This window comes from Tessaracoccus sp. (genome assembly GCF_016714275.1).
GTDB lineage: Bacteria > Actinomycetota > Actinomycetes > Propionibacteriales > Propionibacteriaceae > Arachnia.
In genome coordinates this window covers 611939-624592 of record NZ_JADJNP010000004.1, presented here as the reverse complement: position 1 = coordinate 624592, position 12654 = coordinate 611939, and the positions used below count along the sequence as shown (strand labels likewise).

Below are 12654 nucleotides of genomic sequence, written 5' to 3'. Positions count from 1 at the left end.
GTCCTGTTACCCACAGGGCCACCCGCTCTTTCCTTCCGCGGCAGGGGGCGTGGCAGGATGCGAAACACAATGACGTTCGCACCCGATCGGGACCCGCTTCCCTTCGTCACCGTTACCGCTGCCATCGGCGCAGCAGGGTCGAACGCGCTCTCGCTCATCTACGGCGGTTGGTGGGTGTCGGCGATCGCGTTGGCACTCGGCCTCGTCGCCGCCGTCGGGGCCTCGGCGACGATCGCCCGCACGATCGCGCGGAACCGGCGCCGCAGCCAGCAACTCCACGAGCAGTTCGCTGAGGCCCGCGTCCTCAGCCATGAGATCCGCACGCCGCTGGCCGTCATCGTCGGCTCCGCCGAACTGCTCAGCTCGGCCAAGGACGCCCTCGATCGCGACCAGCAGGGCTTCCTGCAAGCCATCGTCACCAACTCCAAAAGCCTGCAGCGGCTGGTCGACGACCTCCTGGCGCAGGCCCGCATCGACGCCGACCTCTTCACGGTGCGGCTGGAGACGGTCGACTACCGCGACTTGATCCGGAGGATCGTCGACGAGTTGCGGGTCGCCTATCCCGCGGAGATTCTGCTCAGCAACCTGCGCGCGCCGGTCCTCGTCGAGGCCGATCCCGGACTCCTGCGTCAGGTGCTCAACAACCTGGTCAGCAACTGCCTCCGGCACGGCGAGGAGCAGATGGTGCTGATTCGGGTCGCGCGGCAGGAGGAGGGCGTTCTCACGGTGGTCTCCGACTTCGGTCCTGGGCTGCAGCGCGGTCGAGATGTGAACGCGCGCAGACACCCCGAAAGCAACGGCATCGGCCTTCGCGTCGTCAGGAACATCGTCAAGAGCCACGGCGGCGGCGTCTTCTTCGCCAGCACCCCGGGGTTCGGCACGAGCGCCAGCGTCTACCTGCCCCAATCCCCCTCGGAGGTCGCTCGTGTCAGAGCCCGCTGACATCCTGCTCGTCGAGGACGAGCCGGCCATCGCCGCCATCGTCGACTACGCGCTGCGCGAGAGGGGCTTCCATGCGCTCCACGCGACCAGCGCGGAGATCGCTCTGCGCGCCTTTCACACCCACCAGTTCGTCCTCGCCATCGTGGACGTCGGCCTCCCGGGCATGGACGGATTCGCCTTCTGTCGCGAGGTGCGACGTCGCAGCGACATGCCGCTCATCATCCTGACCGCGCACGCCGAGCCGGAGGAACGGATCCAGGGGTTCGAGGTGGGCGTCGACGACTACGTCGCCAAGCCGTTCAATCCGCGCGAGTTGGCGCTGCGCGTGCAGGCAGTGCTCGGCCGCTCCGCCCGCCCGGGTCGCGCCGGGCTGCGCGTCGGGCGGATCAGCCTCGACACCGCCTCCGGCCTCGCGTTCGTCGACGATCGCGAGCTGTCGCTCAGCCCCACGGAGCACCGGCTGCTCCTGAGCCTCGCCCGCACACCCGACCAGGTGCTCACGGTGCGGCGGCTGCTCGAGGCGGTGTGGGGCCATGACGTTCAGCTCGGCGGCCGGGATCTCGTCAAGGTCGCGGTGTACCGCCTCCGAAAGATCCTCACCGCCGCCGGGCTGCCCGCCGGCTGCGTCGAGGGGCGACGGGGTCAGGGGTACGTGCTGCGCTCGGACCTGACGCGCTGATCCCTGCCTCAGCCGACCGGCGACGACGCGATGGCCCCCGCCACGGCCGCGGCCTGCGCCTCCGGATCCAGCCGGGCGTCGACCGCGATGTGAGGCACCTCCGGCGCAGCCATGTCCGGCAGGGCTCCCCCCTGGTCGAGGTGGGCAAGCTTGCCCGCGTCGCGCGCCGCGCCTCGGCGTCGCATCCGCTCCGCGATCAGCTCTCGGTCCGCCTGCAGCCACACCAAGTGGGGGTTCCCGGAGGCCGCGCGCAGCCGCTCGGCCAGCGCGCGCCACGCCTCGGCGTCGGAGCGTTCGGCTGTGAACGGGGCGATGAGCACCACCGGGGTGCCCGCGGAGAGGCAGTCGACCGCGGCGCTGAGCAGTGCCTCGTACCGAGGCCCGCGGACCGTCGCTGCGAGCGCCGGGTCCCCATACTCACCCGTCGCCCCGCTCAGTCGCACGATGACGTCCACGAGCGGGTTGGTCATCGTGTCGAGGTCGAGAAGCGCGGCGCCCAACACCCGCGCCAACTGCCGCCCCGTCGTCGTCTTGCCGACGCCGGGCGGGCCGGTCACCACCAGCGCGAGCGGGCCGCCGGGGCCTTGGTCCTGTGCGGGACGGGAGCATTGCGCCATGCGGGCACCCTACTCGGAACACGACGGCGCAGGTGCGCGATCACCCGGTAGGCGCCGGGCCCGCGACCGTCACTCGAACGTGAGGCCCCCGTTGACGCTCAGGCACTGGCCGGTGACGAAGCTCGCCTCGGGCGAGGCGAGGAACGCCACGGCGTTGGCCAGCTCCTCCGGGGTCCCGGTCCGGCCGAGCGGCACGCCCTTGACGTAGTCGCCGATGTTCGCGCCGTCGTGCCGTTCGACGGGAATCCAGCCCGGTGCGATGAGGTTCACGCGGATCCCCTGGCCCCCTAGCTCGTTTGCCCAGGAGCGCGTCAGTCCGATCATGGCCGCCTTCGCCGCCACGTAGGTCGCGAACGGCGCCGCGCCGCGATGCACCACCTCGCTGCCGATGTTGACGACGCTGCCGCCGCCGAGTCGTCGCATGCCCGGCAGCGCCGCCCGCAGCAGAAGAAAGGGGGCCTTGACGAAGAAGTCGATCTGATCCTGGTAGTCGCTCCAGGAGCTCTGGTCGATCGTCAACTCCGGCTGCGGCCCGGTCGCGTTGTTGACGATGACGCCCACGTCCATGCCGAAGTGCGCGGCCGCGTCCTCGATGAGCGCGCGGGCCTGGTCCTCGTCCGTGACGTCGCCCCGCACCGCGACGGCGTCGCCGCCCCGCTGTCGGATCAGGCTCACGACCTCCTCCGCTCGCGCGGCAGACCGCGCGTAGTTGACCGCGACCTGCGCCCCGTCGGCCGCCAATCTCAGCGCGATCGCACGCCCCAACCCCCGCGACGCGCCGGTGACCAGCGCGACCTTTCCTTCACTGCCGTGATTCATGCCGTCATCCTGGCCGCTCCTCACCGAGCCGAACGAATCCGACGCGAAGTCGCCCGTGTGGGAGGAATTTCGCCGGAAACGCCTTGTTGTTGGCTGGTCAGTTCGGGGCACCACCCACGCGCGCTTACCGGCCTTCTGACCGGAAAGAGCCACGGCGCACAGCTGACGATTGACGAGATCGAGGAAGCGATCGCCGAGGCCGGCGCCTCAGCAGGTCAAAGGCGAACAGTGAAGATCGCTGTCGACGCCGATGTTCTGCTGCGCACGCGGGCTGGCTCGCTTAGACGCGGGCCGCAGGCGCGGGCTGAGAGGCGCGAGCCGCGGTGACCATCGCATCGATGATCTCCGACCAGGGTGTCGCCGACACGCCCAAGAGTTCGGTGGTCTCCGCGCCGTCACAGAGGAACGGCTCGTCGTGCTGACTGCGCATCTCGAACAGCTCCCGCACCATGGGGCTGAAGATCGCCCCAGCGAGCAGGAGGGCGTCGGGCATGCGCTTCAGCCTCGGCTCCGGCGCTCCGGCGGCCAGCGCGATCGCCGACGCGATCTCGCGGAGGCTGCGCGGTTCCGCCGTCGGGACAACCCAGGGGCGGCCCCACGCTTGGTCAGAACCCAGCGCCGCGGTCACCGTGGCCGCGATGTCGCCGACCGCCGCCCAGCTGTGCGGGGCGTCCGGCTGGCCGAACACGGACGCCGTCCGCCCCTTGAGCACGGGCGCGACCAGGCGACGCCCGGCGTGGGCACCGTCAGTGGTCAGCGCCTCGGGCCCGGTGTAGTCGGACGCCCGGATCTCGGTGGCGCGCACCCTGCCCGCGCGATGCGCCGCCAGGAGCTCCTCCCACAGCGCGGCTCGCACGGCGCCCTTCCTGGTAGTGGGGCGCAGCGGCTCGGATGCCGTCATCACCACGCCGGGCGGGTACCCATACAGGTTCCCGACGAGCACGACATCGCTGCGTGACGCCTCGGCCGCCGCGATCACGTTGCGCAGCAGCGGCGGCCACGCGGCGCGCCAGCGGTGGTACGGCGGATTGGTGGCGATCACCACACCGGCGGCGCCGTGCAGCACGCCGCGGAGGGCCGGGTCGTCGCCGGCCATGGCAACGGCATCCGCACCGGGGACGGCCGTGCCGGAGCGGGTAACGACGGCGACGGCGTGACCGTCGGCGAGCAGTCGGCTGGTGACGGCACGGCCGATCGGGCCGGCACCAAGGACGATGTATCTAGTCATGACAACCTCCGAGAACAGTGTTCACTTACAACTAGCGAACAGTGTTCTCCAGGGGGTCCCATCCTGTCAAGAACACTGTTCTCAGGATGTGCGATGATGGGGCCATGGGTGCGGAGGATGTGAACAACGAGGCGGTCGACAGCGGTGCCGGGGGAGCACGAACAGTGGGTGCCGTCCTCGACGTCGCCCGCCGGCAACTGGGCGAGGTTGGGCCGTCCGCGTTGTCGCTGCGTGCCATCGCCCGCGAGATCGGCGTGGTGCCCTCGGCCATCTACCGCTACCTGCCCGGCCGGGAGGCGATCCTCACCGAACTGATCCACACCGGATACGAGCGCCTGGGCGCCGCGGTCTCCGCCGCGGAAGCCCAGTGCGATCGCGACGACTACCTCGGACGTTGGCTCGCAACGTGGCACGCCGCACGCGCATGGGCCGTCGACCACCCGCATGAGTACGCACTGCTCTACGGGACCCCCGTCGTCGGCTACCGCGCGCCACAGACGACGGTCGCCCCGGCCCAGACCGTCGTGCTCACCCTCGCGCAGATCAGCATCGACGCGCTCGCGTCCGGGGCGTTGGCGTCGTCCGCCGCGCCGCTCCCGCCACCCGGCCCGGCAGTGACGGCGGACGCCGAAGCCGTCCTCACCAGCCTGCCCGGCCTGGGGTTCGACGTCCCCCCCGACCTGACGCCCGACATGGTGCTGCTGGTCATCGACGCCTGGACCACGCTGTTCGGCGCGATCTCCTTCGAGCTGTTCGGCCACTACGTGGGATCGATGACTGCGAGCTGCGAGCATCTCGAAGCGCTCGCCCGCCGATGCGCCGCCGCACTCGGCATCCTCAGTGCCGCGTGTCGGAAGTAGCTCGCGCACTGGGGAGGCCATCGACCAGATGGCCTCTCTGCTAGGGCGCGTCACCCCCACGGAGCCACCGCAGCTGAACTGCTCGGCTCGGAACACAAGGTTCCCGCAGGAGACCTGCGTCGGCTCCTCTGCGACGCCCAGATCATCCCCGTCGTCCTAGGATCGCACTCGGAGATCCTGGACATGGGGCGCGCCACGAGATTCTCACCACCGCGCAGCGACCGGCGCTCGCGATGAGGGACAAGGGCTGCCTGTTCCCAGGCCGCGGGGTCGGCGAGCCGGAAGGCCACGCGCACCACGTCGTGCCGTGGTGGCAGGGCGGCAGATCAGACCTCACCAACCTGGTCCTGCTCTGCCCGCATCTCTGCGGACTTGTGGAACCCACGCGGCTCCACGGGGACAAGGCAACGAGCAGATGGGAGGTCGGCCTCCTGAACCCGCGGGCTAGTGCCGCGCGCTACTTCCGACACGCGACACTCGAAGGAAGTCAGTCGATCCCAGCGAAGAAGCGCGTCAGTTCCTCCGCGATCTGGGCCTCGGCGACGGCACAAGTGACGGTCGGGATGCCGTCGCCGGCCTGTGGGCCGTAGCGGCCGAAGAAGGAGTGCACCGCGCCGTCGATCGTCACCAACTCGGCCGACTCAGGCAGGCGGCTGAGTCCGCCCTTCACCTTTGCGGCATCGGCCACCCCGTCCAGCTCCGCGCGCAGCGAAAGCGTGGGAAGGGCGGTGCTGCTCAGGTCCGCGCTGTCCGCAGGATACGAGGCTAGCAGCACCAGTCCGGCTATGGCATCGGCGTGGTCTGCGGCGTAGGACGCCGCCATCGCGCCCCCGAGTGAGTGCCCGCCCAGAACGACGGGGAGGTCAGGCGCAAGTTCGGCTGCCACCTTCTCAGCGCGGCCTTCACCGAGGACGGCAAGGTCGAGCGGCATCTCTGGGATCAAGGTCCGTACCCCGTGCGCGGCGAGCGCCTGGCCGATCCACTCGTACGCCTGCGGGCGGACGAGACCTCCTCCGTAGAGGACGAAGGCCACGCGTGCCTCCCCCGTGGGCGGATCCACGACGAGCACCTTCCCGCCCGCCTCGGCCACGTCGACCCTCGCGGAGACACCGGGAACCACTGCGTCCTGCCCGACGACGAGCGGGCCCCGCAACAGGTACGGCTGGCCGACGCCGATCCCGTACCCGAGCAGCGCCGCAGCCAAGACCAAAAGGACGACCGTATGCTTCTTCATGCACCCATTGTGATCGCGTCGCCTGTCGGACGTAGCGTCGGCTTCTGCTCCTGACCCACGACGCTAGCGAAGCTAGGGCTCGTTACGGAAGTGGTGGTCGTAGCGTGCGTCGGAAGCGGCACTAGATAGCTCGCCGACGAGGTGCGGCTTGCCCTCCTTGCCCACGACGGCGAACGCCCAGCCGTCGTCCCGGCGCGCTGCGGCGAAACCGACCCTGCCCGGAAGGGGGATCGGCTTCGCGAACTGCACCCGGGCCCGGTAGGCGTCGGGGAGGCGGCCGAGGCCGGCGAGCGCCCGCGCGTGCGTCCACATGCCGTGGATGATCGGGCGGCGGAACCCGAAGAGCCGCGACGTCGCGGGGCTCAGGTGGATGGGGTTGAAGTCGCCGGACACTTCCGCGTAACGACGGCCGAGATCCGCGGCGAGCCGCCACTGCTGAGAGGGAACGACGGAGGGTGCGGCCAGCCGCTCTGCCGCGACCGGCTCGCCGGCCACCCGCACCCCCGTCGCCAGGTACAGCGAGGTTCCGCGCCAGACCGGCTCATCGCTCGCGTGCACCTCCCCCACCATGTCGAAGACCGCGCCCTTGCCGTGCGGGCGGAGGTTCTCGGCGCGCACGAGGAGCCGCAGCCGCTCACCCATCGACACCGCCCGCGAAAGCGTCATGTCGTTGCTCACATGCACGAGGCCCGGCAACGCGAAGGGGAACGCGTCGTCGGCCATCAACGCCGCCTGCAGCGGAAACGTCAGCACGTGCAGCCAGGTCGCGGGCACGCGGTCGGTCAGGCCGAAGCCGGTGACGCGGCAATACTCGGCGAGCCGCGCGATATCCTGCTCCTGGTCGTCGAGGAGCAGGCTGAGCGGCGGGAGGGTCTCGACGGGAACTCCTCGCTTCCGCGCGGAACCGACGAGCCCCTTGACGAGCAGCGGCCCGACCTCGGGGACGGAGGTCAGCTCGCGCACCTCGCGGGACATCTCAGGCCCCCACGAGGTTCTGTCCGCAGACCCGAATGACCTGGCCGTCGACGCCACCGGAGGCCGGCCCGCACAGGTAGGCGAGGGTCTCCGCGACGTCGACAGGATTCCCCCCCTGCGTGAGCGAGTTCGTGCGGCGGAAGATCTCGCGCTGCACGAAGGGGATGGCGGCGGTCATCTCCGTCTCGATGAACCCAGGCGCGACGGCGTTGACCGTGATCGGCCGGCCGGCGAGTTCCTCGCTCATCGCCCAGACCAGCCCCATCACCCCCGCCTTGGAGGCCGCGTAGTTGGTCTGCCCCTTGTTGCCGGCCACGCCGGAGGTCGAGGCGATGCCGACGATCCTGGCCTCCTCGCCCAGACCGCCAGGGATGTCGTTGTTCAGCAGGAAGTCGTTGATCCGCATCTCGGCGGCGAGATTCACGTCGAGCACCGACGCCCACCGCTTCTCGTCGAGGTTGGCAAGCAGCCTGTCGCGCGTGATGCCCGCGTTGTGGACGAGGGCCCAGATCCGCGTGTCGGCGCCGTGTCGCGAGGCGACGTGCTCCGCGATCCGGCGCCCGGCGGCGGCGGCGGTGATGTCCAGTTGCAGCGCGGAGCCGCCCACTTCGTTGGCGACGCCGGCGAGCGCGTCACCGGCCGGCGGGATGTCGACGGCGACCACCGTCGCCCCGTCCCTCGCGAAGGTCCGCGCGATCGCGGCGCCGATGCCCCGAGCCGCGCCGGTCACGACGACGACCCGCCCCTCGAACGGGCGAGCGGTCAACGGGCGGGTGGTCTTCGCTGGGCCTACCCGCCACGCCTGGCCGTCCACGAACGCGGAGCGGCCCTCCAGCAGGAAGGAGAACGTCGAGGCCAGGTCGTCTGCCGTCGCGCCCGCGCGGACGAACACCAGGTTCGACGTCGCTCCCCCGCGCAACTCCTTCGCCACCGTGCGGTTGATGCCGTCGATGCCCTGCGCGACGGCCTTGGCCTCCAGCCCCTCGACGGCGGAAGCGTCGGCGGCGAGGATGATCACGCGGCCGGAGGACTCCAGCTGCCGCATCACGGGCCGGAGCAGTTGCCGGATGCCCTCTAACTCGACGATACGCCGGACCCCGGTCGCGTCGACGACGACGACCCCTGGCTTGCTCGGGTAACGCGGCGGGACGTCGCGCCCCTTGTCGTCCTTGGTTCGCGCGTCGGCTGTGTCGAGCAGCGGAGCCGCGGGCGTGACCCCCAGCAGGGCGAACGTCTCGCGAGCGATGCCCCCGCCGTCGAGCTCGCCCAGCACGATCGGCCCGGCGGGGAGCACGCGCCCCCTGCGCAGCCGCGGCGGGTCCGCGAGCCCCGCCTTCCTGGCGAGGAACTTGCCGGCGGGGGTGCCGTAGATGGTCTCGAGGATGTCCATGTCACACCGCCTCGAGGATCGCGACGACGCCCTGGCCGCCCGCCGCGCAGATGGAGATCAGCCCTCGCGAGCCCTGCCCTCGCGCCGCCAGCGCCTTCGCCAGCGAGGCGACCATCCGGCCGCCGGTCGCCGCGAACGGGTGCCCGGCTGCCAGCGAGGAGCCGCCGACGTTCAGCTTCGCCCGGTCGACGACGCCCGTCCCGTTGACCTCCAGCGCCTTGAGCGTCGCGACCACCGTCGCGGCGAAAGCCTCGTGGATCTCGATCAGGTCGAAGTCATCCAACCTGAGTCCGTTGCGGGCGAGTAGCTCGGGAATGGCCCGCGTCGGCGCGAGCAGCAGATCCTCTGCACCCGTGACGTAGTCGGCGGCGGCGACCTGCGCGTCGACCAGGCGCGCCAGCACCGGCCAGCCGCGCCCACGCGCGTGCTCCTCCTCCGCGAGCAGCACGACGGCGGCGCCGTCGGTCAGCGCGGTGGAGTTGCCCGCCGTCATGCTCGCGTCCTCGCCCGCGCCGAAGACGGGGCGAAGCTTCGCGAGCGCCTCCAACGAGGTGTCGGGGCGAAGGATGCCGTCGCGCGCGACGCCGAGGTAGGGCGTGACAAGGTCGTCGTAGAAGCCCTCGTCCCAGGCCTTTGCCAGGTTCCAGTGCGAGGCCAGCGCCAGCTCGTCCTGCTCCTCGCGCGTCACGCCCCACTTCGCGGTGGTGAGCGCCTGCGCTTCGCCCATGCTCAGGCCCGTGCGCGGCTCGATGACCGCGGGAGGGACCGGCGCGAGGTCGGAGGGGCGGATCCGCGTCAGCGCCTTCAGCTTGTCAGGCATCGTTCGCGCCCGCGACAGCGCGAGCATCGCCTTGCGCAGCGGCTCCGTGACGACGACGGGCGCGTCCGACGCCGAGTCGACCCCGCCGGCGATGGCCAGGTCGGCCTGGCCGAGGCTGATCTTGTTCGATGCGTAGATCACGGCCTCCAGACCGGTGCCGCAGGCCTGCTGCAGGTCGCACGCCGGGCTGTGCGGGGAGAGTGCGGAGCCGAGGACCGCCTCGCGCGTGAGGTTGAAGTCGCGGGTGTGCTTGAGCACGGCGCCGCCGACGACCTCGTCGACCTTCTGCCCTGACAGCCCGAATCGGGCGACGAGCCCGTCGAGCGCGGCGGTCAACAGGTCTTGTGCGGACGCCGACGCGTACTTCCCGCCGGCCTTGACGAACGGGGTGCGGTTGCCGCCGACCACCACCGCGGTGCGTGTCCTCATATCGATCCTCCCGGGCCTCGCGATATATCCGATACCGACAGTAGCAGGTACGCTGAGTTTCGGGTACTGTCGATTCATGCACACCGACACCGTCCGTCAGGCCGACGGGCGCACCACGCGCTGGGAGCGGCACAACACGACGCGCCGCCAGAAGCTGGTGCAGGACGCCGTCCGCGCCATCCGCGCCTACGGACCCGGCGTCGGAATGGACGAGATCGCCGCCCAGGCCGGAACATCGAAGACGGTCCTCTACCGCCACTTCGGCGACAAGGCCGGGCTGTATGCCGCCGTAGTCGAGTCGGTGCACGACTTCATCCTCCACAAGCTCCCCCTCGACGAGGCCAGCGAACTGGACCCGCGCGAGCTCGTCACGACCCTCGCGGAGGCCTACCTCGCCGTCGTGGAACGCGACCGCAATCTATACCTCTTCACCACCTCCCGCCCCACAGGCGACACCCCCACCGAGGACCCGGTGCTCGGCATCACCACCCGGATCGGCAACGCCGTCGCCGAGGCCATGCGCTCCTGGCTCCGCCGTGAGGGCCTCAGCGAGGAGCCCGCCAACATCTGGGCCCACGGTGCCGTCGGGTTCATCTGGGCCGTCGCCGACCGGTGGATCGTCACCAACCTGCGCCGCCCTCGCAAAGAGGTCGTCGCCTACATCGACCAGCTGTTCGGACCCGCGTTCGACGCTCAACGAAGGAGTTGACCATGACCATCACCCCGACCGGCTCCGCGCTGCAGCGCGTCCTCGACGGCGAGTTCCACGAGATCAAGCAGCGCTGGCGGGACGTTGTCACCGCCGACGACGTCGTCCGCGACCCCACGCTCAGCCTCGACGATGCACGCGACTGGGCCCTCGACCGCGTGAAGCGGCTCGCCCACCGCCACTTCGTCACTGCGGGCTTCCCGACGGCGCAGGGCGGCACGGGCAACGCGGCGGCCTCCGTCGCCAACTTCGAGATGGTGGCCATGGGCGACCTCTCGCTGACCATCAAGTCGGGCGTGCAGCACGGGCTGTTCGGCGGCGCCATAGTGAACCTCGGCACCGCGTGGCACCACGAGACGTTCCTGCCGGGCGCGATCGACGTGAGCCTTCCCGGCTGCTTCGCCATGACGGAGATCGGCCATGGGTCCGACGTGCAGTCGCTCGAGACGTCGATCACCTGGGATCCCGAGACGTCGGAGCTCGTCGTCCACTCCCCTAGCCCGACGGCGGCCAAGGCCTACATCGGCAACGCCGGGCGCGACGGCCGCATGGCCGCGGTGTTCGGACAGCTCTGGGTCGGCGACGAGCACCAGGGCGTGCACGTCGTGCTCGTGCCCATCCGCGACGAGCAGGGCAACGACCTGCCCGGGGTCACCACCCGCGACCAAGGCCACAAGGGCGGCCTGCTCGGCGTCGACAACGGCACGATCTCCTTCGAGCACGTCCGCGTGCCGCGCGAGATGCTGCTCGACCGCTACGGCGGGATCGGCGAGGACGGCGTGTACGCCTCCCCCATCGCGTCCAAGAGCGCCCGCTTCTTCACGATGCTCGGCACGCTGGTGCGCGGCCGGATCTGCGTCGGCGGCGGCGCGGCGTCGGCGTCCCGCAAGGCGCTCAGCATCGCGGTCCAGTACGGCAACCGTCGCCGCCAGTTCCGCCTGCCGGGTCTGGGTGAGGAGATCCCGCTGCTCGATTACCTCACGCACCAGCGGCGGCTCCTCCCCGACGTCGCCCGCGCCTACGCCTACGGGTTCGCCCAGAACGAGCTGGCCGCGCAGCTGCAGCGCGTGCAGGACGCGGAGACGCTGGACCCGCAGGCGTCCCGCGAGCTCGAGACCCGCGCGGCGGGCATGAAGGCGGTGCTCACCCGCTGGGCCAACGACACGCTGCAAACCTGCCGCGAGGCCTGCGGAGGGGCAGGGTTCATGTCGGACAACGGCATCACGCTGCTCCGGCAGGACGTCGACGTCTTCGCCACCTTCGAGGGCGACAACACCGTCCTGCTGCAGCTCGTCGCCAAGGCGCTGCTTCTCGACTACAAGACGACCTGGGGCGAGATGGACCTCCGCGGGACGGCGCAGCAGACCGCGAAGATGCTCGGCGAGACGTTCATGGAGCGGACGACGGCGCGCTCGGTCATCGAGCGCCTCATCGCCGCGGCCGACCGTCGCCCCGAGTCCGACCGCCTCCGCTCACGCGGCTGGCATGTGACCCTCTTCGAGTTCCGGGAGCGCCACACCGTCGAGGGCCTTGCCAAGCGCATGCGCGCCGCCGCGAAGGCCGACGACCCGTTCGCGGCCATCAATCAGTGCCAGCCCCACATGCTGGAGGCGGCGAAGGCGCACGTCGACCGCGTGGTGCTCGAGGCGTTCATCGGCGCCATCGAGGACTGCGACGACGACTACATCACGGTGCTGCTCGGCCGCGTCTGCGACCTCTACGCTCTGGCGACGATCGAAGCCAACCGCGCCTGGTTCCTGGAGCACGAGGTCTTCGACTCCTCGCGTTCGAAGGCGATCACCGCGGAGGTCGACGCGCTGTGCGGCGAACTGCGTGGCAAGTCCCGCGAGCTGGCGGAGGGCCTGGGCGTCCCCGACGCCTGGCTCACACTCCCGAGGGCCGCGATCCCCCCGCTGATCCCCACCGCTGGTTGAGCCGACGCGCGCGCCAGA

The 12654-nt window shown here is 70.7% G+C and carries 13 protein-coding genes; 6 read left to right on the top strand and 7 right to left on the bottom strand.

The features are described 5' to 3' along the window. Positions 1-69 precede the first annotated feature (69 nt). On the top strand, positions 70-942 hold the full coding sequence (locus IPJ61_RS17165; protein WP_297110463.1) for a sensor histidine kinase: 873 nt from the start codon (positions 70-72) through the stop codon (positions 940-942). After that, positions 926-1621 (top strand): response regulator transcription factor, encoded by a 696-nt coding sequence (locus IPJ61_RS17160; protein ID WP_297110461.1) that lies wholly within the window; start codon positions 926-928, stop codon positions 1619-1621. Before IPJ61_RS17165 ends, IPJ61_RS17160 begins: the two co-directional genes overlap by 17 nt. 8 nt (positions 1622-1629) lie before the next feature. Here the strand turns inward: IPJ61_RS17160 and IPJ61_RS17155 are convergent, their stop codons facing one another. From IPJ61_RS17155 to IPJ61_RS17145, 3 genes are all read right to left on the bottom strand, one after another. After that, positions 1630-2238, bottom strand: a complete 609-nt coding sequence (locus IPJ61_RS17155) for an AAA family ATPase (RefSeq protein ID WP_297110458.1) — start codon at positions 2236-2238, stop codon at positions 1630-1632. 69 nt (positions 2239-2307) lie between these two features. Next, complete coding sequence (locus IPJ61_RS17150; RefSeq protein ID WP_297110455.1) at positions 2308-3057, bottom strand: SDR family oxidoreductase; 750 nt, start codon at positions 3055-3057, stop codon at positions 2308-2310. A 280-nt stretch (positions 3058-3337) separates the two neighbouring features. Further along, a complete protein-coding gene (locus tag IPJ61_RS17145) occupies positions 3338-4285 on the bottom strand; it encodes an NAD-dependent epimerase/dehydratase family protein (protein WP_297110453.1) in 948 nt (315 codons plus the stop codon). Positions 4286-4389: 104 nt separating this feature from the next. Here IPJ61_RS17145 and IPJ61_RS17140 point away from each other — a divergent pair, with 104 nt between their 5' ends. After that, complete coding sequence (locus IPJ61_RS17140; RefSeq protein ID WP_297110449.1) at positions 4390-5145, top strand: TetR/AcrR family transcriptional regulator; 756 nt, start codon at positions 4390-4392, stop codon at positions 5143-5145. Positions 5146-5378: 233 nt separating this feature from the next. Further along, positions 5379-5735, top strand: a complete 357-nt coding sequence (locus IPJ61_RS22320; protein ID WP_366505829.1) for an HNH endonuclease — start codon at positions 5379-5381, stop codon at positions 5733-5735. Here the strand turns inward: IPJ61_RS22320 and IPJ61_RS17135 are convergent. From IPJ61_RS17135 to IPJ61_RS17120, 4 genes are all read right to left on the bottom strand, one after another. Continuing rightward, positions 5633-6379 carry an alpha/beta fold hydrolase gene (locus IPJ61_RS17135; RefSeq protein WP_297110447.1) on the bottom strand — a complete coding sequence of 249 codons (747 nt, stop codon included), beginning with the start codon at positions 6377-6379 and terminating at the stop codon, positions 5633-5635. The genes IPJ61_RS22320 and IPJ61_RS17135 overlap by 103 nt on opposite strands. Positions 6380-6451: 72 nt before the next feature. Then, positions 6452-7354, bottom strand: coding sequence for a MaoC family dehydratase (locus tag IPJ61_RS17130; RefSeq protein WP_297110444.1), 903 nt, complete (start codon positions 7352-7354; stop codon positions 6452-6454). Between the two features lies 1 nt (position 7355). Beyond that, positions 7356-8744 (bottom strand): 3-oxoacyl-ACP reductase, encoded by a 1389-nt coding sequence (locus tag IPJ61_RS17125; protein WP_297110442.1) that lies wholly within the window; start codon positions 8742-8744, stop codon positions 7356-7358. Between the two features lies 1 nt (position 8745). Further along, on the bottom strand, positions 8746-9993 hold the full coding sequence (locus IPJ61_RS17120; RefSeq protein WP_297110439.1) for an acetyl-CoA C-acetyltransferase: 1248 nt from the start codon (positions 9991-9993) through the stop codon (positions 8746-8748). Between the two features lie 76 nt (positions 9994-10069). Between IPJ61_RS17120 and IPJ61_RS17115 the strand changes: the two genes are divergently transcribed. Both IPJ61_RS17115 and IPJ61_RS17110 read left to right on the top strand, forming a co-directional pair. Then, the gene (locus tag IPJ61_RS17115) at positions 10070-10702 is read left to right on the top strand and encodes a TetR/AcrR family transcriptional regulator (protein WP_297110437.1); all 633 of its coding nucleotides are present in this window, start codon (positions 10070-10072) and stop codon (positions 10700-10702) included. Positions 10703-10704: 2 nt separating this feature from the next. Then, on the top strand, positions 10705-12636 hold the full coding sequence (locus IPJ61_RS17110; RefSeq protein WP_297110434.1) for an acyl-CoA dehydrogenase family protein: 1932 nt from the start codon (positions 10705-10707) through the stop codon (positions 12634-12636). Positions 12637-12654: the final 18 nt, after the last annotated feature.